19 protein-coding genes and 1 tRNA gene are annotated in these 24352 nt (G+C 37.1%); 14 read left to right on the forward strand and 6 right to left on the reverse strand.

Going from position 1 to position 24352, the window contains the following annotated elements:
* Positions 1-23: 23 nt before the first annotated feature.
* The 3 genes from LGB01_03255 to uvrC all read right to left on the reverse strand — a co-directional run bounded on the left by LGB01_03255 (position 24) and on the right by uvrC (position 5878).
* Positions 24-3167, reverse strand: coding sequence for a response regulator (locus tag LGB01_03255; protein MCB4753230.1), 3144 nt, complete (start codon positions 3165-3167; stop codon positions 24-26).
* A gap of 15 nt (positions 3168-3182) precedes the next feature.
* Entirely contained in the window at positions 3183-4424 is a 1242-nt protein-coding gene (locus tag LGB01_03260) for a hypothetical protein (GenBank protein MCB4753231.1), read from the reverse strand.
* Positions 4425-4591: 167 nt separating this feature from the next.
* On the reverse strand, positions 4592-5878 hold the full coding sequence (gene uvrC / locus LGB01_03265; protein ID MCB4753232.1) for an excinuclease ABC subunit UvrC: 1287 nt from the start codon (positions 5876-5878) through the stop codon (positions 4592-4594).
* A 994-nt stretch (positions 5879-6872) separates the two neighbouring features.
* On the opposite strand from uvrC, the gene LGB01_03270 reads away from it, so the two are divergent.
* From LGB01_03270 to guaA, 3 genes are read left to right on the forward strand one after another with little or no spacing between them, the layout of a single operon-like run.
* A complete protein-coding gene (locus tag LGB01_03270; GenBank protein MCB4753233.1) occupies positions 6873-8324 on the forward strand; it encodes an FAD-binding protein in 1452 nt (483 codons plus the stop codon).
* A gap of 38 nt (positions 8325-8362) precedes the next feature.
* On the forward strand, positions 8363-9694 hold the full coding sequence (nhaD, locus tag LGB01_03275) for a sodium:proton antiporter NhaD (GenBank protein MCB4753234.1): 1332 nt from the start codon (positions 8363-8365) through the stop codon (positions 9692-9694).
* 30 nt (positions 9695-9724) lie between these two features.
* Positions 9725-11266, forward strand: a complete 1542-nt coding sequence (gene guaA / locus LGB01_03280) for a glutamine-hydrolyzing GMP synthase (GenBank protein ID MCB4753235.1) — start codon at positions 9725-9727, stop codon at positions 11264-11266.
* 48 nt (positions 11267-11314) lie between these two features.
* Here the strand turns inward: guaA and LGB01_03285 are convergent, their stop codons facing one another.
* Genes LGB01_03285 through LGB01_03295 form a run of 3 tightly spaced genes read right to left on the reverse strand, consistent with a single transcriptional unit; the run spans position 11315 to position 12292 of the window.
* Complete coding sequence (locus LGB01_03285; protein ID MCB4753236.1) at positions 11315-11545, reverse strand: hypothetical protein; 231 nt, start codon at positions 11543-11545, stop codon at positions 11315-11317.
* Complete coding sequence (locus LGB01_03290) at positions 11538-12152, reverse strand: metal ABC transporter permease (GenBank protein ID MCB4753237.1); 615 nt, start codon at positions 12150-12152, stop codon at positions 11538-11540. Before LGB01_03290 ends, LGB01_03285 begins: the two co-directional genes overlap by 8 nt.
* A gap of 59 nt (positions 12153-12211) precedes the next feature.
* Positions 12212-12292 carry a hypothetical protein gene (locus tag LGB01_03295; GenBank protein ID MCB4753238.1) on the reverse strand — a complete coding sequence of 27 codons (81 nt, stop codon included), beginning with the start codon at positions 12290-12292 and terminating at the stop codon, positions 12212-12214.
* 347 nt (positions 12293-12639) lie between these two features.
* Between LGB01_03295 and htpG the strand changes: the two genes are divergently transcribed.
* The 11 genes from htpG (at position 12640) to LGB01_03350 (ending at position 24201) form a co-directional block, all read left to right on the forward strand.
* Complete coding sequence (htpG, locus tag LGB01_03300; protein MCB4753239.1) at positions 12640-14502, forward strand: molecular chaperone HtpG; 1863 nt, start codon at positions 12640-12642, stop codon at positions 14500-14502.
* Positions 14503-14588: 86 nt separating this feature from the next.
* Entirely contained in the window at positions 14589-15521 is a 933-nt protein-coding gene (locus LGB01_03305; GenBank protein ID MCB4753240.1) for a cation diffusion facilitator family transporter, read from the forward strand.
* Positions 15522-15576: 55 nt separating this feature from the next.
* Entirely contained in the window at positions 15577-16152 is a 576-nt protein-coding gene (locus LGB01_03310; protein MCB4753241.1) for a uroporphyrinogen-III synthase, read from the forward strand.
* A 380-nt stretch (positions 16153-16532) separates the two neighbouring features.
* Complete coding sequence (purD, locus tag LGB01_03315; protein ID MCB4753242.1) at positions 16533-17801, forward strand: phosphoribosylamine--glycine ligase; 1269 nt, start codon at positions 16533-16535, stop codon at positions 17799-17801.
* 8 nt (positions 17802-17809) lie between these two features.
* Complete coding sequence (locus LGB01_03320) at positions 17810-18262, forward strand: RDD family protein (protein ID MCB4753243.1); 453 nt, start codon at positions 17810-17812, stop codon at positions 18260-18262.
* Positions 18255-20375 carry an LPS-assembly protein LptD gene (locus LGB01_03325; protein MCB4753244.1) on the forward strand — a complete coding sequence of 707 codons (2121 nt, stop codon included), beginning with the start codon at positions 18255-18257 and terminating at the stop codon, positions 20373-20375. Before LGB01_03320 ends, LGB01_03325 begins: the two co-directional genes overlap by 8 nt.
* Before the next feature lie 14 nt (positions 20376-20389).
* Positions 20390-20659 (forward strand): J domain-containing protein, encoded by a 270-nt coding sequence (locus LGB01_03330; GenBank protein ID MCB4753245.1) that lies wholly within the window; start codon positions 20390-20392, stop codon positions 20657-20659.
* Entirely contained in the window at positions 20637-21350 is a 714-nt protein-coding gene (locus tag LGB01_03335; GenBank protein ID MCB4753246.1) for a hypothetical protein, read from the forward strand. Before LGB01_03330 ends, LGB01_03335 begins: the two co-directional genes overlap by 23 nt.
* Positions 21351-21365: 15 nt before the next feature.
* A complete protein-coding gene (locus LGB01_03340) occupies positions 21366-23540 on the forward strand; it encodes a polyribonucleotide nucleotidyltransferase (GenBank protein MCB4753247.1) in 2175 nt (724 codons plus the stop codon).
* 179 nt (positions 23541-23719) lie between these two features.
* Complete coding sequence (locus tag LGB01_03345; protein MCB4753248.1) at positions 23720-24022, forward strand: F0F1 ATP synthase subunit C; 303 nt, start codon at positions 23720-23722, stop codon at positions 24020-24022.
* Positions 24023-24116: 94 nt separating this feature from the next.
* Positions 24117-24201: transfer RNA gene (locus tag LGB01_03350), tRNA-Leu, on the forward strand.
* Positions 24202-24352: the final 151 nt, after the last annotated feature.

The raw sequence follows: 24352 nt of genomic DNA on the forward strand, positions 1-24352 counted from the left end.
AAGTGCTTCTATTGGATTGTTTTCTATATAGTTTCTATAGCTGCTTTGATTTTATCTTTACTATTGCTGTCTGTAATAATGGTAATGGTATCCTCTACACCAGAAAGACCCCAGCTTGCAAGATCAGAATCGGTAAAGAGTATATCGTAATTGCCTGTGTGTAGTTTTGCTTTTAACTCATTTTGGTGCTCAGCAATATCATAATCGTAGCCTAAGTTATCGAGTAGTTTTATTAAAATCTTTTGTTCAAGTAGGGATTTTTTGGCAATAAGTATTTTTTTAGCTTGTTTGTCTTCTTTTATGTTGTCAAGATTAATCTGCCCAACTGATACGACAGTATCCTCTTGTTGTGACTTTTGTAGCACTACCGTCTCTTCATTGATTTGTTGTTCATGTTTCTCTAGCAGTCCATCTTGTGCTGCTTTACTTGAAAGGAATTTATTTAAAATATAGAGTAGGTCAGTTGTCTCAATAGGTTTGGCAATATACTCATCCATACCTTTGGAAAGGAAATTTTCTCGATCACCCTTGAGGGTATTGGCTGTAAAAGCAACAATGGGCACATGGGGTACTCCCTTATCTTTTTCAAAGTCAAGAATTTTATGTGTTGCCTCAAGACCATCTACTACCGGCATCTGAATATCCATAAAGATTAGGTCATAGGCAGTATTTTGACGTTTTTCAAAAGCCTCTAAACCATTATTTGCAACTTCTACCTCAATACCATGCTTTTCAAGTGCATATTTAATTAATTTTTGGTTGATGGTATTGTCTTCAGCAACAAGTATTTTTGCATTAAATTGAACTGTTTGTACCTTTGGCTTATTCTTAACCAATTCTGAAGAAGTCAAGACAGTTTCACTTAGCATCATCTTAAGTTTGGTGAGTGTTACAGGTTTAAAAATAACATTATTTTGATTAACACCTATGGCTTCAATTTTTGCCCGACTGGTAACATTTGCAATAAGAATCAACTTGCTTTTGTCAATATTTGCAAGCCCATCTAAAATATCCTGCTCTGCTTTATCTAGATCTATCCAGTAAGTTTTACATATTTTTTTTTCGTCTAGTTCTCTGAATTTATCTAGAGATTCGAAGTATTTCACTTTTGATCCAAAGTAGTCAAAGTATGTATCAAGATAGTTGTCAAGAACAGTTGGAGTTTCTGCTTGATATTTTCCAATAGTCATGTCTTCAAAGGCATGATCATAATCCTCCTCTGTTGATTCAATCTCTTCAAGTGGGAGAGTAAAATAGAAGGTTGTTCCATGACCTTCGGTACTCTCAAGTTCAAGTTTGCCACCCATCAACTCAACAAATTGTTTAGAGATAGTCAGCCCAAGACCAGTACCTCCATACTTTCTTGTCACAGAAACATCAGCCTGAGAAAAGGCATCAAAGATATACCCTTTCTGATCTTCAGTCATACCAATACCATTGTCCTGTACAGAGAATACAATACGTGGATTTGACCTACCCGCATCCCCTTTAATCTTTTCTATTTTAAGATTAATCATACCACCATAGTCAGTAAACTTGAGAGCATTAGAGAGTAGGTTAATAATAATTTCTTTAATTTTGGTTGGGTCTCCTTTAAGTTTTGGAGAGATTGTTGGATCCATGTAGAAGTTAAGATCAATATTCTTCTCTGCTATACTGGCTGCGTAAGTCTCAACTGCATTCTCAAACTCCTCAGCTGAATTGAAAGCAATATTTTCAATCTCAACCTTATTGCTTTCAATCTTAGAAAGGTCAAGAATATTACTAATAATATTTAGTAGATTCCTGGAGCTTTTATCAATAATATTAAGGAATTCACGTTGTTCTGTATTGAGATCTGTATCTTTGAGTATTTTGGTAAATCCAACAATACCATTGATGGGTGTACGTATCTCATGTGACATATTTGCCAAAAAGAGTAATTTTGCTCTATTTGCCTGAAGGGCAAGGAGCTTATCTTGTCTTGCAGTCTTAACCAGTGTTTCAAGGAATTTGTATCCTTCTTTGGTCCCTTCTAGTGTATCAAGATCAATATTTTCAATATGTGAGGTATCTACGGCGAGACACTCATTGTTCTCTTTGATGTCTATCACTATGTGATTGAGTATATTTTCAAGTTTTTTGATATTTCTAGTCATACCTCTTGTGGTGATGTACCCAAGATAGGCAAGCAGTAAACTTAACAAGAGAATAGCAGTGGAGATTACAAGTAGTGAAAATTGCTTTTTAAGATAGAGACCTGTTTTGTGCCAAAGCATGTTAGACGTAACTATCTCTGCTTTGTTGTATAGTGTAATTTTTTGAGTCTGTAACGAGAACCAATCTGCAGGATCTTCTGTGTGCTTGCCACCATTAGCAGCTACTTGTATGCCCAAAGAAGTTTTAGCCAGTTTCTGGAGTAGATGTTTGGCTTTTGGGTTATTGAAAATATTGTTAAGCTTGGTACGCAGTTGTGGGTTGGAAACCTGTTTTATATCAAAGATATTTGCCCTGACTCTAGCACTATTCCATAGCATCATCTCATCAAAATCCATTGATGTTCTTTGGGTTGCATAGTAAGAGATAAGCCCACGTTCAATCTCGGCACCTTCTTTGGCAATATAGAGTTGAGAAAGGGTGGAGATCAAGGAGGTAATATCGGTATTGAGCTCAAAGTTATTAATGTGTAATAAATTCTGCATTATGGGTGTAGAGAGTTTTTGAACATAGCCATCTACAAATACTTTTTTAAAAGTATTTGTAGAAGAAGTAGTCTCTTTTCGAATTAGAGTAATGCCCTTAAAATTCTTTAAAAGCTTTTGGTAAAGTGTAGTATTTAGCTCAATATTTTCTCTAGGCAGTACTGGCAAAAGAGAAAGTAGACTTTCATTACGTATTACAATTTTATTATGCAATTGTAATAAAATGTTATCAGTAGAGATATATTGCTTTTTTAAAAGTTTGCCAAAGGCTTTTTGGTTGCTTCCCATGTAAAGTGCAGTCAATCCATACTCTTTTCCTGTATGCGTGAGTACTTTACTGATATATGCATTATTACTTAGTACAGTTTTTAAAGCTTGTGCTTTTTTGTAGTCAATATATGAAGTTATAAAAAAGTGACTTGAAAACAGAAGTAGCAACAAGATTGGTACAAGAGCAATTAACTTGAGTCTGTTGTGTATGGTCATGGCATGCCTCCTTTTTTATTCAGAGACAGATTTGACTTGGTTCTCAAGTGAAAGAAAATATGCCCAGTAATTCTTGACTAACTCAGGAACCCTGTCAATGTCTTGATTGAGTTCAATTTTGTGGAGTGTGTCAGCAAGTGGTTCGATATATAGGTTACTTGAAGTTCCTTTTAGAAGATGCCCTATTTTTTGTATTGTCTCGAGGTTATTGTCGTTATATGAGGCAAGTATCTTCTCTGTCTCTTCACGCGCCTGTACTGTAAAATCATTGATAAACTCCTCAACTAAGTCGACAGGAAGGGCAAGTTTTTCAGCAGACTCTTTAATGTGAAAATCAAAATGGACTGGTTTGATATCGCTAAGATCAATAGGTGCCCTCTCTCCTTCTGATGAAAGATCCTCTTTCTTGGAATGTACTGTGTCTAGTATTTTAAAAAAGGACTCTATGACAGTGTTACGTTGTTCGGTGGAAGAGGCATTGCTGATTTGTTTCAAAGTATCTTCGGCAAAGGGTAGATGCAAGACATTGGAGAGATGGATTAAGGTATGAAGTGCCTCTTTCCTCTCTTTTTCATTTTGACCCTGAAGTATCTGTCTTAACCCTAATGCTGTATCAATGTACTCTTTTAGGAAGAGATTATAATCATCTGCTGATATTCCAATTTTTTCACTGATATGTTTGATATCGATATAAATAGGTTCATTTTGATCTTGCAGACTACTCTGGGTCTCTGTGATTTCAGGCTCTGTATCATCAGGAAGGATAAGCTCAAAGAGATCTTTATCCTCTTCTGAGGCAGTAGATACTGTTTCCTCTGATGTGGACTCCTCGTTTTCAAATAGCTCAGCAATATCTGGGTCTAAAGCAATTGTCTCTTTATCCTCTTCTGAGGCAGTAGATACTGCTTCCTCTGATGTGGACTCCTCATTTTCAAATAGCTCAACAATATCTAGGTCTAAATCGATTGCTTCTTCAGTTTTTTCTTCAGAGATAGAGATATCTGCTCCTGATTTTTCCTCATGAATATTGACCAAATAAATATCACCAGTTTTGCCTACCAAGCAAGAGATAGTTGCACTATAGTATTTTGTTGTGCTACCGGTACTAATAGCCACCTCCTCTTCACCGAGATTAAAGATAATCTCTTGAAGATCCACCTTTTTGTAAAATGTATCTGTATTAGATATCCCAATATTTGAGAGAAGTTGAGAATCAATAGCAATAATTTGTCTGTCTTGGTTTATAATGCAGTACATAGTTAAGTAGCCCCTCTTAATTTTTTACTTAAGTCATTCTTGAATAGTATCTCATAACTCTTTGAAAGTAGCTTTAGGCATATATTGGAACAGTATATAATGTTATGATTTTTTTCCTCTTATGATTTTTGCAATTTTTTTATTGGTAACGTTTGCAATCTCTTCCATTATGCAGCATAGATTGCCTCAAATGTACCAAAATAGTCAAGTAGTTTTTGTATAGTCGCTTTTCCTACCCCCTTTTTATCCAAGAGTGATACTTGAGTATCCTCTTGGCGTTTTTTCTTTTGATGGTAAGTCACTGCATAGCGATGTGCCTCATCTCTTTGACGTTGTATCCAGTGAAGACGACTATCGTTAGGCTTAAGTTCCATTATACCTTCGTGTGTATAGAGTAGATCTTTTGCTGCTCCTTTTGCACGGTGAGCCTTAGCGTCGAGTTTCTCTTTGGCAATGGCAACTACATCAAGATTAACCTTTGCTTCGGCAAGTAGTTTTTTAGCAAGGTTGAGGTTTGCCTGCCCCCCATCGAGTATCCAAAGATCAGGTGGAGGAGTATTTTTAAAATCAATGATACGCCTTGACAGCATCTCTCTCATTTGCCCTACTTCATCTCCAATATGGAGTTCATAGCGCCTATAGCTATTTTTATCCCAATTTCCTTCATGCCAGACGACCATGCCGCCAACTGTTGCGACACCCATCATATGTGAATTATCAAAGGCCTCAACCCTATAAGGGATAGAGGAGAGGTTTAGTAGATCAGCAATACGTTGTTCGATAAGACTATCAGGATTTTTTTGGCGCAATAACTCTTTACAATTTTGTAGTGCTAAGGTAATTAGTTTTGACTTGGATCCACGTTTGGGGTGTGTGATGGTAATTTTTTTGCCAAAACGCTCTGAGAGTACTTGTGCGGTTTGTGATATATCTACAAAAGGGTGTGAGACAAGAATCTCGTTAGCCATTTGTGGTGTATCGATTGTATAGAACTCTAGCAAAGCCTGCTTGTAGGCTTCATTCTCTTCAAAGATATGGGTTTGCCTAAAATAGGTGTAAGATGAGGAGATAATCTTGCCATTTCGCATGAAAAGTTTCACAATAACACCACGCGCATCACCATTAATAATAGCAAAAATATCTACATTAAGAGTGTTGGCAAGGTCAATAGACGAATGGATACTTAATGATTTGATGGATTGTATCATATCACGCATGGTTGCAGCTTCTTCAAAACGCTCCTGTATTGCTAGTGTATCCATGCGTTCACTGAGTTTTTTAGTCAGTTTTTTGCGCTTGAGTAACCCCTCTTTGGCTTCTTGCACAATCTTTCCATAAGTCTCTAATGTGACTTTTTTTTCACAAGGAGCAAGGCATTTGTCTATCTGATAAAAAAGGCAAGCTTTCCCCTCTTTTAAGGCAAATAGGAAGAGATAACATCCAAGGCGTATCATTGTTTAAAAATGCCGCCACTGATCTTTGGTTACTCCTAGGTGGGGAACAGACAAACCTCAACCTTGCTAAAGCTTCACTGAAGCAAAGGGGTTAATCTTGATGTGAATTTACCCATTTGCAAGAGAAACTCGACGCTTCAAGGCTCACCGTGCAAAAAGGAGCAGCAAAGATCTACTCCTATACACACAGAAAGGTATGTAATGGAACTTAAAGCTAACGATAGTCGTCTTCCCTCTGGGTCTAGCATCAAAGGGAATGAAGGCACATCGCTATGCAGTGACTTACTGCATCAAAGAAAAACATAAGAGGATACTCAAATTATCACTCTTGGATCATAAAAAGAAGAAACGTGAAACTATACAAGAAACTACTATTTTAGCAAGGGTACATTTGGGAACCAATCTATGCTGCATCAATGGAGGATTACAGAAACGTTACTAATAAAAGAATTTCAAAAATCATAAAGAGGAAAAAATCCTTAACATTATATACTGTTCCCAAGATTATACACCTTCAAAAAACAGATAGAGGTGTATTTCTATTTTATAAGAGTATATTTTTAATTTTTCTAAATATAGATTTCGTCAACCTCTTTTGCGTATACTCTCCCACAGATGAATGAGACGTTTTTTTACTAAAGTAAAGATATCATAGTTATGTGATATCTCTTCATTGCTCTCATCCTTGCACGGATGTGAGAGTGCGACAAAAAGTATTTCATTTTTGATATAGACAAAGGCAATTGCTTTTTGCCATTTTTCTCCTAAAAGTGAGATAAATTTCCTATAACACGTATGCTGGTTTAGATATTTGAATTGAGGTTGGCTGGTAAGATGAGACAAGATTATGGACATACTTTTCATAGAATGATTATAGCATCAATTTACTGTATAGTCCTCGTGGGATGCGGACACAAGACAGATCCTGTCTATGTGTCAGGTACCTCACCGGTACAACAGACTACCAAAAAAGTGACATGCAAGAGAAGTGCCCTTGAACAAATATGATGTAATCATTATAGGTGCAGGAATTGCGGGTTTGTACGCAGCAATGAAGCTGCCCAAAAGCAAGAAAGTATTGGTTGTCTGTAAAGATATCCCATGGGAATGCAATACCTTCTATGCACAGGGTGGGATGGCAACAGCACTCAATGAATTGGATGTGTCAACACATATTGAAGATACGATGGCAGCAGGTACCTATCATAATGATAAAGAGGCTGTCGAAATTCTCTCTAAAACCTCTTTATGTATCATACCTGAGATGATTGGGTTGGGTATGAAGTTTGATAAGAATGAGAAAGGAGACATTCTTTATACCAAAGAGGCAGCACACTCTGTCGCACGTATTGTTCATGCTGGTGGAGATGCGACAGGGCGTTATATGCACTATTTTGCAATGGTGCAGAACAAGCATCAGCTTCAGCGCAATACACTCGTTTATGATTTGCTAATACAAAATGGTCGTTGCTATGGCGTGAAAGCAACAGTTAACTATGAACCAACCACTATCTATGCTGATGATATTATTATTGCTTCAGGCGGTATTGGGTCATTGTATGCTTACAATACCAATTCCCGTACAGTCTCTGCAGATATTCATGGTATTTGTGTCGAAAAAGGTATTGTACTTGCCGATATGGAGTTTATGCAGTTTCACCCAACAGTATTTGTTGATACACCTTACGCAAGAAAATTACTTTTAACAGAAGCATTACGTGGCGAGGGTGCTCATGTCGTAGGCGAGAAAGGTAACCGTTTTTTGTTTGATTACGACAAAAGAGGAGAGCTTGCCAGCCGTGATATTGTGGCACGGGGTATTTTTGATTATAGGCGCAAAATGGGAGAGAATGCCTATTTGGATTTCTCTATGTTTGAAGAGAAATGGTTTCATGAACGGTTTCCAAATATTACACATACATTTGAGGCATTAGGGTATCATTTTCCACAGGATCGTATTTCGATCTCTCCGGCATTTCATTATGCCAACGGGGGAATTCAATGTAATACCAATGGGTGCATTCCAGGCATAGAAGGACTTTATGTTATAGGTGAAGCAGCACGTACAGGTGTGCATGGTTCTAACCGTCTTGCTTCCAATTCATTACTTGAGGGAGTTGTCTTTGCTCAGCGTACGGTAGAGTATCTTTTGGGGAAAGAATACCATCAGGTAAAGACACCTGCGTTTGAGAAGGATTATGGTAATATTCTGCACAAAGAAAATGACAAGATCTACAAGCAGAAGCTACGCCATATTATGTGGAATGATATTGGTATCATTCGGACAACAAAAGGGTTACATGAAGCCAAAAATTTGATTTATGATATGAAAAATCAGGAGATTGGCAGATTGTTAGAGCTTCGGCTCAATACTGCTTCGGCAATTGTAGAGGCAGCATTGGCACGGACAGAATCTTTAGGCTCACATTATATTGAGTCTAGATAACCAATCTATAGACTTCACCATATCAAATAGGAGAATTGATGCACGAACAAATGCACTTAACAACAACATGGGTAGGAATACTCTCTTTGATTATCTTTATTGTAGGATATTACTTTATTGCTACAGAGGATAAATACCATATCAATAAAGCCAAGCCAGCACTATTAACAGGGACAGGTATCTTTATGCTCATTGGTCTCTATTTTTCAATGAATGGACTAGATGGACACTACCTTGAAACAAGTATCAATCATCTGATTATAGAGATTGCAGGCATATTCTTTTTTCTATTGGTGGCAATGACCTACATTGAGGCGATGATTGATCGTGGGGTTTTCTCTGCACTACGCTATAGACTGGTCTCCAAAGGTTACACCTATAAAAAGCTTTTTTGGGTAACAGGTATACTGGCATTTTTTATCTCTCCAGTTGCAGATAACTTGACTACAGCACTGATTCTTTCTACTGTATTACTGACGATTGATAACAAGAATAGACAGTTTCTTGTTCCTGGCGCTATCAATATTGTTGTTGCTGCTAATGCAGGGGGCGCATGGTCACCTTTTGGTGATATTACAACATTGATGGTATGGGTAGATGGCAAAGGGGACTTTACTGAGTTCCTCTTCCTTTTTCCCGCAGCATTCCTTGGTTGGTTTCTGACAGCTTCACTGCTTAAACGGTATGTTCCTGAAGGTGAACCCCCATTTAATACTGATGAGAAAAGAGCAGAGATTGCCGAAGGTGGTAAGCAGATTATTGGACTTTTTGCACTTACTATTGCAATGGCAGTACTTTCACATCAGGTACTACATTTGCCTGCAATGTGGGGTATGATGTTTGGTTTGGCACTGCTAAAAATGTATGTTTACTATATTAATCAAAATAGTGGCTCGACGAAGATTAATGCATTTAGTTGGATTGCCAAGATAGAAAACGATACCCTACTTTTTTTCTTTGGTATCCTTGCGGCTGTTGGTGGACTTCATTTTCTTGGGTTCCTTGAATATTTTACAGCACTTTATAATCAATTTGGCGCAACCGTGGTAAATATTGGGGTTGGTTTCCTCTCAGCTGTGGTTGATAATGTACCAGTTATGTCTGCCGTGCTTAAAGCAGACCCCAATATGGGCATGGATGCACAGTCACAATGGATGCTGGTAACAATGACAGCTGGGGTAGGGGGAAGCCTCATCTCTTTTGGTTCGGCAGCAGGTGTTGGTGTTATGGGAAAAATGCACGGTATTTATACATTTGCATCTCATATGAAATATGCATGGACTGTACTGCTGGGGTATATCCTTTCTATTGTAATTTGGTATTTACAGTTTGAACTACTGCACATTGGTGCACACCATCTCGTTAAGTAGGCACGATAAAAGAATACAAGGAAACTCCATATGAAGCAAGTACCTATTTTAGTTTTTGATTTTGGATCACAATACACACAGCTTATTGCTAGAAAATTAAGAGAGTCTGGTGTTTATGCTGAAGTAGTTCCATATTCTGAAAATATTGAAAATATCAAAGCAAGAAATCCACAAGGAATTATCCTTTCTGGAGGTCCAGCATCAGTCTATAGTGAAGATGCCTACCATCTTGATGAAAGTATTTGGGATTTAGGGTTACCAATTCTTGGCATCTGTTATGGGATGCAGTTGATCACACAACATTTTGGTGGTGTTGTTATTCCTGCCAATCACCATGAGTACGGGAAGGCAAAATTATATATTGAGAATCAAAATGCACCAATTTTTAAAAATATCAAACAGGATTCCATCGTATGGATGAGCCATGGAGATCGTGCAGAGAGGCTTCCTGAGGGCTTTAAGGTGATTGGAACAAGTGAAAACTCTCCTTATGCAGCAATTGCTGACGAGAGCCGAAATATCTACGCCTTTCAGTTTCACCCCGAAGTGCACCACTCTACTGAGGGCATGGTGATGCTCAAAAATTTTGCTAAGTATATCTGTAATTGTGGAAGCACTTGGAATATGGGAAGTTTTGCCAAAGAGAAGATCAAGCAGATTAGAGAGCAAGTTGGAGAAAAGAAGGTGCTCTGTGGTGTTTCTGGTGGTGTTGATTCTTCGGTTGTTGCAGCACTGCTGCATGAGGCACTCCCTAAAGAGCAACTCATCTGCGTTTTTGTTGACCAAGGGCTGTTGCGTAAAGATGAAGCAGAGCAGGTTCAAGATATGTTTAAATTGCTCGATATTCCACTTATTGCTATTGATGCAAAAAAAGAGTTTATGGAAGTACTCGCTGGTGTAACTGATCCTGAACAAAAACGTAAGGCAATTGGAGAGAAGTTTATTGAAGTCTTTGACAAAGAGGCAAGTAAACATACTGATGTTGCTTTTCTTGCACAAGGAACACTCTATACCGATGTTATTGAATCGGTCTCCGTAAAGGGACCTTCTAAAACCATTAAATCCCACCATAATGTTGGTGGACTTCCAGACTGGATGACTTTTGAACTGGTTGAGCCATTGCGTGAGATATTTAAAGATGAGGTACGAAAGCTAGGACTTGAGCTAGGACTACCCAAACATATGATTGGTCGTCATCCTTTTCCTGGACCAGGACTTGCTATTCGTGTCATGGGTGAAGTGAATGAAGAAGCACTTAGATTGTTGCGTGAATCTGATGCTATCATGCAAGAAGAGCTTAGGTCTGCTGGCTATTACGATAAGGTTTGGCAGGCATTTACTGTATTGTTAAATGTGCAGTCTGTTGGTGTTATGGGTGATAATCGTACCTATGACAATACTATTTGTGTGCGTATGGTTGAATCAGTAGATGGCATGACTGCAACTTTTGCATATATCCCACATGACGTACTAGAGAGGATTAGTCGTCGTATCATTAATGAGATTAACGGGATAAACCGTGTTGTTTATGATATTAGCAGCAAGCCTCCTGCTACTATTGAGTGGGAATAAAAAAGCAGAATCAAGACACCTATGATAGCCACAAACAAAAGAGTTAAGCTATAAGTCAATCATCTTTTTGATTTTGTGGACGAGATACAATCCTATTAAAGAAGAGAATAGGATATTAATAAAAATAAGTATTATATCTCCTGTTGTAGGCATCACAGATAGGCTCTCACCTAGTTTTGGATTGGAATAAAGAGAGAGCAGGGTAAAGAGTTTATCTATAATGCCATACAGCACATAGACAACAATATTAAAGACAATAAAAGAGGTAAATTTAGACATTTAATTTTTCCTTTCCTTTGATAAGTACCCACAATATACCAATAAGTGATACGATAAAAACAATAGTATACCCTGTAGGTAAATCATATATATACGATACAATCATAGCCAATATAATCATCGAAGATCCTATTGTCCAAGCAAAAATAAGTTTATGGAACTGTTGTTGTAATAGTGCCAGATAGGCAGGTACGATAAGCAATATAAAGACCACCAAAACCCCAGCCAATTGCACAGAAGAGGTTACTGTCAGAGAGAGTAACCCAAAAAAGAGTATCTCCTTGGCAAGACCTTGTAGTTTATTATAAAAGAGCCAGTAGAGTATAGCTACTGTACTATAGAGAAAAAAAGGTTCTATTAAGTCACTAGTGGTGGTAAATAAGATATCAGATGCTTGTAATTTATTAAACAATTCTGTACCTTCTGTAGTATTTGATAGTAAAACAATGATAGCACTAGCTCCCAAAGCATAAAGCATACCAATAAATGCCTCTATATGCTGTACTCTATAGATAGCAAAGGAGATGAGTCCTGCCCCAATGAGGGCAAAGAGTAGTGTGAAAGGAAAATTATATGTTCCCTCAAAAAAGAGTAAGCTTACTGCCACACCAATGGCTGCAAATTGTCCTAGGTTGACTTATGAAAACGCTCTTTTGTTTGTGGCTATCATAGATGTCTTGATTCTACTTTTTTTATTCCCCACTCAATAGTAGCAGGAGGCTTGCTGCTAATATCATAAACATACAGTTTATCCCGTCATCATTAATGATACGACATTAATCCTCTCTGGTACGTCATGGGATATGCAAAAGTTGCAGTCATGCCATCTTGTCATGTGAAGTATGTTTATCATGATGTATATGCGATGCTTGTAAAAATGAAGAGAGTAGATAGATAAGGAGTATTGTGTATAAGAAGTATTTTTTGAAGTACACAATTCCTCCTTTTTAAGATGCATTATAGCATATGAAAATAAATAATTTTTTATATTATTTAGTCAATATGACTAAACTTTCTTTCAAAAAAACTTGAAATATTTCTCAAAATATACTATAATATCCAAAATATTTTTTATAGATACAGGAGAAACTATTATGGCTAAACATCAATTTCAAACAGAGATAGGGCAGCTACTCAAGCTTATGACACACTCACTCTATTCGAATAAAGAAATTTTTCTAAGAGAACTCATTTCTAATGGGAGTGATGCCATTGATAAGTTTAACTACTTAAAGTTAACTGATGAGCGCTTCAAAGATACAGAGTGGTCAGGAGAAATATTTATTAAGCTAGATAAAGAAGATAGCTCTTTGACTATTGGAGATAATGGTATCGGCATGAATGAGTCTGACCTCATGGAGAATCTTGGTACTATTGCTAAGTCCGGTACCAAAGCATTTATGGAACAGATGACTGGAGATACCAAAAAGGACTCCAACCTTATTGGGCAATTTGGAGTTGGATTTTATTCAGTTTTTATGGTAGCAGAACATATTGATGTCATTTCTAAAAAAGCAGGTGAAGAGCAGGCATACAAATTTTCAACGGATGGGACAGGCGAGTATGAGATAAAGGCTGTAACCAAAGAGTCTCATGGTACGGTGATTTATATTAAACTTAAAGAGGATGAGAAAGAGTTTCTTGACAAGTGGCGTACTGAAGAGGTAGTCAAAAAGTACTCCAATCATATTGCTTATCCTATTATGCTTAATTATGAAGATACTGAGTTTGAAGGTGAAGGAGAAGAGAAAAAAGAGAAGAAGGTACACAAAAAAGAACAGATTAATGCTGCTACTGCCTTGTGGACATTACCAAAAAGTGAACTTAAAGAGAAGGACTATATTGAGTTCTATAAGACTATCTCACATGACAGTGAAGATCCACTGTTTTATCTGCATAATAAAGTAGAGGGTGCTAATGAATTTACAACACTCTTTTGTATTCCACACACTGCACCAATGGACATGTACCGTGCAGACTACCAGTCTGGAGTTAAACTCTATGTTAAACGTGTTTTTATTACCGATGATGACAAAGAGTTGTTGCCACCATATTTAAGATTTGTACGTGGAATTATTGATAGTGAGGATTTGCCATTAAATGTTAGTCGTGAGATTTTACAGGAGAATCGTATTTTGGCAAACATTAAACAAAACTCGGTCAAGAAAATTCTTTCTGGTATTAAGAAGCTTGACAATGAGAAATTTGATCGTTTTATTTCACAGTACAATAGAGTCATTAAAGAAGGCATCTATACTGACTTTACCAATAAAGAACTACTGCTTGATATTGTTCGCTATAAGAGTTCTAATGAAGAGGGCATGGTCTCTCTTGCAGACTATATTTCTAGAGGAAATAGTGAAAAAAAAGAGATCTACTACATTGTTGGAGAAGATGAGAAGATACTTAGAAACTCTCCGCTACTTGAGGCGTATAAAAAAGCTAATATAGAAGTACTCATTATGGATGACCGTGAAGTTGATACTATTGTTACACCGATGATTGGTCAGTACAAAGAGTGGACACTGAAGGATATTACAACGATTGAAGCACCTGATTCTCGTACAGAGGAAGAGAAAAAAGAGGTTGAAGAGGAGTTTAAGACACTGGTTGAAAAGCTCAAAGAGACACTTGGCGATGAGGTCAAAGAGGTAAAGATTTCAACACGTCTAACGGAATCTCCAAGTTGTGTAGTCAAAGATAGTTCTGATCCAATGGCAGGAATGGCAGCAATGTTTGCACAAATGGGACAGGAGATACCAGAGACCCCACTCATCCTTGAAATTAACCCTGACCATAAGATGATTAAGAAACTTGAGAACATTAAAGACAATACAACTTTTTCTGATATAGCATGGTTACTGCTTGATACTGCAAAACTCTCTGAAGGACTTGAACCTAAAGACAAAACAGCCTTTTCGCAACGTATTGCTAAACTAGCAATCAAGGCAATTTAGCATTGGGCTTGTAGCCCAACTTTATGCTATAATCTTTCTAAAATCCTATTTTTAATCTATCAGGAATTGCCTTGAATCAACAACCCATGTCACCACAAAAAAAAGCAACAGTCATCTCCACCTCTGTTGCCGCACTGCTTGTTTTTGTTAAGTTGATGATTGGAATTGCTAGTGGTTCGGTCGCAGTGCTTGCATCTGCTATTGATTCCCTACTCGATATGGGGGTTTCTATCTTCAATTTCTTTGCGATTAAAAAAACTGAAGAGGCACCTAACGAGGAGTATCACTATGGAAAAGGAAAAATACAAGCAATTGCTGGAGTGATAGAGGGAACTATCATTACTATATCGGGACTTTACATTATTTATGTTGCTATTGAGAAACTAATGCATCATAAGGAGACCATACTGTTGGTACCATCTATTGTTGCTATGGTGGTTTCTATTGTAATGACTTGGCTCTTAGTCCGCTACCTGCTTGATGTTGCAAAAGAGACAGATAATATTGTTATTAAAGCAGATGCGCTACACTACAAAACAGATCTTTGGAGCAATGCGGCAGTACTGATTGCACTGGTACTTGTATCTATAACAGGAATTGATACTATTGATGCAGTTTTTGGTACGGGTATTGGACTCTATATTATCTATTCGGCATATGAGATTATTGTTGAAGGGGTTGGTATTTTACTTGATAAAGCACTTGATAGTAACACAATAGCTAAAATTGATGAGATTATTTCCAATCATCCAGAGGTGACAAGTTATCATTGGTTACGTACCCGTACAGATGGCTCAACTAATTTTGTGGAGTTTCATATGGTGCTTCGTCCAAATATGCTACTGCTTGAGGCACACCGTATTGCTGATGAGGTTGAAGAGAAGATTATGCCACTTGATTCCAATAAACGTTGGGTCATTACTCCACACTTTGATCCATATGATGATGAAGATATGAATGAAGCAATGTTGCACGGTAAACCGCTTGTTGATTTGGAAAAAATAAAAAAAGATGACTAAGCGACCAATCTATTTATTGTCACCTACACCCAAAGAGGGAATAATTTCATTACCCATGATCAGCTTTAAAACCGTAGCTGAATATCTGGACTTTAATGATGCTGATACACTCATATTTACTTCCAAACAGGCAGTAAAGACGGTAGATATGATTGATAAACGATGGAAAGATTATCCTTGTATTGCTATTGGTAGCGCAACCAAAGTACAGATTGAAGTACTTGGTGGAGAGGTTATCTATTGTCCGAAAAATTTTTATGGTGAGATGCTTAGCCAAGATATTGCTACATTTCTCAAGGAACGAAAGATGCTCTACTTTCGTCCCAAAAAGGTCTCTTTTGATACCAAAACCTATTTACAAAAAAAGGGGATTAGCCTGAAAGAACAGATTGTCTACGAGACATCGTGTTGTATGTATGGTTTGAAAGAGATGCCAGAAAAAAAGGCAATTATTATCTTTACTTCTCCCTCAACAATCCATTGCTTTTTTAGAAACTTCAATTGGGATGAAAGTTTTACAGCAGTGGTCATTGGGGAGTCTACTAGAGTCCATCTTCCCAAGGAGGTGAAATACGTGGTAGCAGACCGCCCACTTATCATGTCTTGTATCGAAAAAGCACAATTACTTTAGGGCACTTCTAACTCTAAATAGGTTATAATTTATCAGCCTAGATGGTTCGACTACTGTAATATGGGGTCCAACATTTACTATTTGCAGGATATGTGGCAAGTGTGGTGTGTGGGTACTTCTGTTTGAGCATGGAAACATGTAAGGATTTTCCCCCTAAAGCGCTTCCCTCTCCCGCACCGTTGGCTTATTAGGGCCGACTTTATGCAGAACGGCTATCTGGGTAGCTTACTGGCGATGGTTTTTGCACGCATAGGCTTTCCAAAAGCTTTTTAAATAAACAAAAATAAGTTTGTCTTTAAGCCTTTTGAAAACCCTCTACGCACAAATGCTATCACTTTAGGTTACATTTAGAAAATATCTCATAAATTCTGGAGAAAAGAATGAAAATACTGATTATAGGCAGTGGTGGGCGTGAATATTCTATTGGATTAGCACTAAGTAAAGATGAGAATGTAGAAAAACTTTGGTTTTCACCAGGTAATGGTGCAACAGATAAACTAGGAGAGAACCTTGTTGCTGTAGACTTTAATGCACTAGCAGACTTTGTTGAGGACAATGATATCGATTTGACTATTGTTGGGCCAGAGGCACCGCTTGTAGAAGGAATTGTTGATATTTTTAAAATAAGAGGACTGACTATTTTTGGTCCTACTGCCAAAGCAGCACAACTAGAGGGCTCTAAGGTATTTATGAAAAACTTCTTGGCACGACATAATGTTCCTACAGCACGCTATATCGAAACTTCATCACTAGAAGAGGCATATAGGTTTATCGGTATACTACAAGTACCCATTGTTATCAAAGCAGATGGGCTTTGTGGTGGTAAGGGGGTCATTATTGCCAAGACACATGATGAGGCAAAAAAAGTGGCTGGAGAGATGCTTTCAGGCAACTCTTTTGGTGAAGCAGGAACAGCCATTGTAGTTGAAGAGTTTCTTGATGGTTATGAGCTTTCTGTATTTGCTATTTGTGATGGGAAGGACTATATAGTCCTTCCTGCTGCACAAGATCACAAGCGTTTGCTTAACGATGACGAGGGGCCCAATACGGGAGGAATGGGTGCTTATGCACCAACGCCATTGGTTAATGATAAGATTTACCACAAGCTTGATGAGCGTGTCATTAAGCCAACCCTTAAAGGAATGGAAGAGGAGGGAATGCCATTTACTGGTGTACTCTTCATTGGTGTGATGGTTGTTAAAGGTGAGCCTATTATTCTTGAGTATAATGTACGTTTTGGTGATCCTGAATGTGAAGTGTTAATGCCATTGCTTAAATCACCCGCAAGTGAGCTTTTTTATAAGGCTGCTACGGGTGATCTTAAAAATATTAAAATTGAATTTAAAGATCAGTATGCAGTTGGTGTAGTAATGGCAAGTAAAGATTACCCTTACAAAAATTCTCCATTGGTAGAGATTATTATTGATGAGGTTCATCATGAAGAACTAAAAGAGAATACACATATCTCTTTTGCTGGGGTAAGTCGTGGTGAGGATGGAAAACTCTATGCTTCTGGTGGACGAGTACTTGTCTGTGTAGGGCTTGGTTGCAGTATTAAAGAGGCAAGAGATCATGCATATATGTTAGTAGGGCAAGTACATTTTTCTGGAAAACAGTGCCGTACTGATATTGCCTATCAGGTATTGTAGGATATGTCATGAGTGAAAATATATTTTCTGTTACTTCTCATAATAAACGTATATGGTCTTTTGTGATTGATGATATGATTATTAATCTTCTTTTAATCATTATCTTCTATGAACCAATAAAAGCATTGATGGGGAATGTTACAGTAATAGATGAAACGACTGTCATGATGATTAACCAGTTTGTCATGGATAATGCAATCATTGTTTTTATGGTAAAAGTACTCTACCATACCTTGCTTGTATGGCAAAGTGGTATGACGTTGGGAAAATATGTGATGAAGATTAGAGTGGTTGACTATAAAACAGGGAGTTCTCCCTTGTTTTGGCAAGCATTTTTGCGTGCATCTATTAGGCTTGTTAGTGAGATGTTTTTCTACTTAGGCTTTCTTTTTGCTTTCTTTTCCTCTTTGCGCCAGACGCTACATGACAAGCTCTCCAATTGTGTTGTGGTCGATGCATAAAATTATTTTTCTTTGGTTTGCTTATATCGTATGTATCAATATGGTTTATGCTAATTCTAAGAAAAATAATAATCTTGAAGTAAGTGCAAAAGAGGTTAAAGAGACGAACACGACACTGCATGCAAAAGGTGGTGCAATTATCTACTATCAAGATATGATAATACGTGCCGATGATGTACTCTATAATAAAAAAGAACATCACCTTATTGCAGATGGTAATGTGGAGATGATTGGATATCAGGGTACAAAAGAGCATACTTCTCATATGGAGATAGACACCCAAAGTAGCAGGGTTAATTTTAAAGAGCTTTTTTTTACCAACGAGAATGATATATGGCTTTTGACCAATAAGGCCAACAGAAAAGAGGGAAATTATACATTTGGAAGCAGTATGCTCTCTAGTTGTGAAATTGAAAATCCCCTTTGGGTTATGCGCTTTTCTCAATCACTATATGACAGCAAAGAGAGGTATATGGAAGTCTACAATTCCAAAGTTTATTTTAATGATATTCCAATCTTCTATTTTCCTTATCTCGCCTTTTCAATAGACAATAGGCGCTCTTCAGGACTGCTATTTCCTCGGTTCGACTATTTTAGAAAAGAAGGATTTTTATATGAACAGCCAGTCTTTTGGGCAATTAATGAGAGTATGGATATAGAATTCAACCCACAAATTAGAAAAAACCGGAGTTTGGGGGTGTATGCTACCTATCGTTTTGCAGACTCACCTCACTCCTCTGGGCAGCTGAGGATAGGATACTTTAAAGATAACACATCTTATGTGAAAAAGAATGGTCTTTCTGAAGACAAGCACTATGGATTAGAGTTTTTATATGATTCTTCAAAAGTTTTCAATCAATATTTTTCTAAAGATTATACTGATGGACTATATATGAATACAACATTTTTGAATGATATTGACTATCTGAACCTACAGAAAACTACTCGCTTAAAACACTTTGGACAAGTACCATTACAGGAATCAAGACTAAACTATTTTCTTTATAACGATATATGGTATGGTGGACTTAATGCCAAATATTTTATTGATACCCGTTTAGAGAACAATGATGGAACTGTACAGATACTCCCTTCATTGCAGGTACATAAATATCTTAAAAGTTTCTTTTGGGATCATTTGACTTATTCTGTAGATGTACAAACAAAGCGATTGGATCGGAAAACAGGGTCAACTTTAAATCAGGTGGAGTTGAACATTCCTCTTGAAGTAAATTTTGCATTATTGGATGACTTTGTAAATATATCACTAGGCGAGTCATTTTCTTTTGGTCAGTTTTTTTTTAAAAATGATAATACTTTAGAGTCTCCTTATCTTAACCGCAACACCCATACCCATTTGGTCAAACTTTTCTCTGATTTAACAAAAAAATATACAGATTTTGCCCATATCGTGCAACCCTCTATTTATTATATTAAACCTGAAAAAGAGAGCCAGAGACTTGCTTCATCGCTTAGTAAAATGCTTAAAGATACATATAGTATGGATGATAATATACAATCAGATATTCAAGAACTTTTTTTCATAGAACTGCCTGAAGAACGTGCTATTTTTTCCCTCAATCAATATTTCTATGATAAGACAATGACCCTTATTTTTTTCCAACGTCTTTCTCAAGGCTACTATCCAAACAAGGATTACCATTTTTCTAATATCCAAAATGAGATGCGCTACTATTGGAATCAATGGCAGTTTTATAATAATATCTCTTATTCGTATCAATACAAAAACATTAGTGAATCTTCAACTTCTGTAAGTTTTGATGAGAATTACTACCATATGAGTTTTGGTCACATTTATAAAAAGTATAATGAACTACTCAACCAGTCTGTAGTATCCAATGACTTGAATATAAACTTTACATATGATTACAATGACCACTTCTCCTATAGCGGTAAGATAATATATAGTTTAAAAGAAGTACAAAATAAATTATGGGATATAAGTGCCTCCTATAAGGAAGATTGTTGGAGTGTTACGGTACGAGCACATACGAATATTTTGCCTCAACCAATTAGTATTGGAAAAAATCTTGATAGGCAAGAGTATGGTTTTAGTGCACAATTTAACTTTGCTCCTTTTGCCAGTTTCTAATCAAGGATATGGTGATGCAAAATTCTGTTGAAATAATTGAAGAGGCTTTAGAGGTATTGGAGATGCCTAAATTTATTACCCAGAAGGATCTTAAAAAACAGTATCATTTTCTTGCAAGAAAATACCACCCTGATTTAGGAGGGGATGCTGAAAAGATGGAGGCATTAAATAATGCCTATAAGCTTTTGACAAGATATATAGAGGATTTTCGTTATACTTTTAGTGAAGATGAGATTAATAAACAATTTTTAGGAGAGGGTTATGCCCAAAGATTCAAGCCCTGACCACTACTATTTTGAAGATCAAGAAGATGCTGCTACGCAACTGGTTGAAGCCCTTCCATTAGATCTGTTGCGTGAGAATGAGACTATTGTTATTGGTGTTAGTAAAGGAGGAGTCTTTTTTTCAGACAAGATCGCCAAAGCAGTACATGCTAAAATGGATATTCTTTTAACGGAACCAATCTTGGCACCGAACAACCCTGAAGTAGCCATTGCCATGATTTCTGAAGTAGAAGAGATGGTAGTACACAAGGCATTGATTGATGCATTTGATATTAATGAAGACTTTGTCTATAATGAGGCACAACGCAAACATGATGAAGAGATACTTGGCTATGTATATCAATATCGAAAAGGGAAGGATCTTCTTTCTTTAAAAGGAAAGCATGTAGTATTGGTAGACGAGTGTATTGAAACAGGCTTGACAATGATGGTAGCACTCAAATCGGTAATCAAAAGAGAAGCAAAGAATATCTATATTGCAACACCTATTTTAGATAGAGCAGTTTATGAGAATCTTTTAGCAGTTTGCGATGGTGTTTTCTGCCCTTACAAAATAGATAACTACATTTCAATAGAATATTATTATAAAACCTTCCAGCATTTAAGTTTTGAAGAGATATTGGGTATGATGGAGTCCTATGAAAAGTTTGATAAAAAAGAAGAGCCAAAAATAGAAATTGAACATCAATAAAGGAATAGAAATATAATGAAAGAACAGATCATTGAGGTCAATGTTAATAATCTCAAAGAGATATATGAGTGCAACAAAATAGCCAGACAAGCAAGCGGTGCAGTGATGTATCGTCAGGGAAAAGCAACACTTATTGCAGCAGTAGCAATTGATGAGAAAGTGGCAGATGAAGACTTTCTTCCACTAACCGTACAATATATTGAAAAAGCTTATGCTGCTGCAAAGATTCCTGGTGGGTTTGTTAAGCGTGAAACCAAACCTGGTGATTTTGAGACTTTAACATCACGTATTATTGACCGTTCTTTGCGACCACTTTTTTCTGATCACTTCCATTATCCAGTGACCATTACGGTTATGGTGGTTAGTAGTGACAATGAGGTCGATATGCAAGTGGCTGCATTGCATGCTGCATCGGCAGCACTTTATGTTTCTGATATCCCCATATCGCAGACTATTGGTGCAGTTCGTATTGGAAAGATTGAAAGAGAATTTGTTATTAATCCAACCCTCTCTCAGCAGAATAAAAGTGTACTTGATCTTTTGGTGGTTGGTTTAGGAAATGATATCTTAATGATTGAAATGCGTACTATGGCATCTAAGGTTATTCACAATACTGAAGTAGATATTGTCAGTTCAACTTTAGAGCATCAAGAGACCAATGAGCTTGATGAGGAGGCTTTAGTAAAGGCAATTGCACTGGCACAAGAAGCAATTGTTAAAGCAAGTGAGGCATATAGTATTTCACTTGCACCAGCGGTACGTGAACCACTGATGCTTGAATTGATAGAAGAGAAAATGGATACATCGCTTTATGCATGGATTGAAAATAACTATGCTAAAGCAGTAGAAGATGCTATCTCTCATATGGCAAAATCGGAGCGTTCTGTAGAATTAAAAAAAGTATATGAGCATATTATAGAGACACTTGAAACCAAAGGAGAAAAGGTAGAAAAAGAGCTTATCTTGAAAACGCTTGAACGCTACAAGAAGCATATTGTGCGTCACATGATTCTCGAAAAAGGTATTCGTGCAGATGGTCGTGCATTTAATGAGATACGCCCTATCAGTATTGAGACCAATATCCTTCCTTCTGTGCACGGCACTTGCCTTTTCACAAGAGGGCAAACACAAGTGTTGGCAGCCATAACACTAGGAGACAAAAAAGATGCTCAAGTATTTGAGCTTATTACTGATAAAAATAGCCAATCTGAAAACTTTATGGTGCATTATAACTTTCCAGGTTTTTCTGTTGGTGAGGCAAAATTTATTGGGGCACCTGGGCGTAGAGAACTTGGACATGGAAATCTTGCTAAAAGGGCACTAGAGCCCGCTATTCCTCTTAACCATGATGGAACAATTAGGTTGGTAGCAGAAGTTCTTGAAAGCAATGGATCCTCTTCTATGGCAACAATCTGTGGTGGCTCTCTTGCACTTCGTTCTGCTAATATTGATATGGTTAATATGGTGGCTGGTATTGCAATGGGTCTTGTGAGCGAGAATGGCAAACATATTATACTTTCTGATATTATGGGACTTGAAGACCATGATGGTGATATGGACTTTAAGATTGCAGGTACAAGGAGAGGAACTACCGCTCTTCAGATGGATATTAAATTGGGTGGTATTAGTCTGAAGATACTCAAAGAAGTATTGATTCAAGCAAATTATGGCAAGAATCATATTCTTGATTTAATGGAAGAAGCAGAGAAAAATATTATAGAGAGTGAAGCCCTTCCTAGCACGGAACATTTTACTATTGATTCTAGTAAAATCGGTGATATTATTGGTAAGGCGGGTGCAACAATTCGTAGCATAATTGAAAAATTTGAAGTTAGTATCGATATTGATAGAGATACTGGTGGAGTGAAAGTATCAGGAAGCGATAAACAGAAAGTTTCTACGGCAAAAGAGCATATCAAAAAGATTGCTAATACACCAATACAAAAACAGATGACTTATGAGGTTGGAAAAACCTACAAAGGAAAGATTAAGCGAATTGTAGACTTTGGTGTATTTGTGGAGATGCCTGATGGATTTGATGCCCTACTGCATATCTCTAAAGTTGCCAAGGAACGTGTAGATAATATAGAAGAACGCTATTGCGAAGGCGATGAGATAGAAGTGGTGGTTATGGAGCAAAAAGGAAAGAAGGTTGAATTGGCAACACCGTCTTATTTCAGTGATACATAAACTACAGAACAGTTTTTAAATCATTTCTGCTATAATGCCAGCGTTAGTATAAAGTAATAAGTAGGGAAATCCATTGCATTTATGTGTGGGTTGGCAGTGAGATACTGTTTACGCTATCCGAACAGACTTTAGAAAACAGTCGAAGAGACTTAAACTCTATTAACCTAAAGGATATAATGATGAAAAAATTTTTCTTACTCTTCTTGGCACTTGGTGCTGTTGCTTTTGCTAATGAAGGTGAAGCTATGGTTCAGGCTTACTCTGTAGTAGCTGCTGGTGTTGGTCTTGGTCTTGCTGCACTTGGTGGTGCGATTGGTATGGGACACACGGCTGCTGCAACAATTGCTGGTACTGCTAGAAATCCAGGACTTGGTGGTAAATTGATGACAACCATGTTTATTGCACTTGCAATGATTGAAGCACAAGTTATCTATACGCTAGTAATTGCACTTATTGCACTCTATGCAAACCCTTTCCTGTAATCAGGAAAACTTAAAGTTGCAGCGGTATACTTCCGCTACAACTTTTTACCCCTTATTTTAAGTTTGATAGTCTTTGATCTGTCAACTACAGAATGCGTCAGTGGTGGAACGGTAGACACGCTACCTTGAGGGGGTAGTGCCCTAGTGGTGTGGAGGTTCAAATCCTCTCTGACGCACCATATTCTTCTATATCTACCTAAATAAAAATTATTAAAAAATACGTTAATTTCCTAAATAGATCTTCATAGTTATATTACATTTCTTTACTTGAAAAAATTGCTTTATGTTCTTTTAAGGAAATTTTATGGTATAATGCGCACTAAACCTAAA

It is taken from the genome of Sulfurovum sp. (assembly GCA_020525365.1).
GTDB lineage: Bacteria > Campylobacterota > Campylobacteria > Campylobacterales > Sulfurovaceae > Sulfurovum.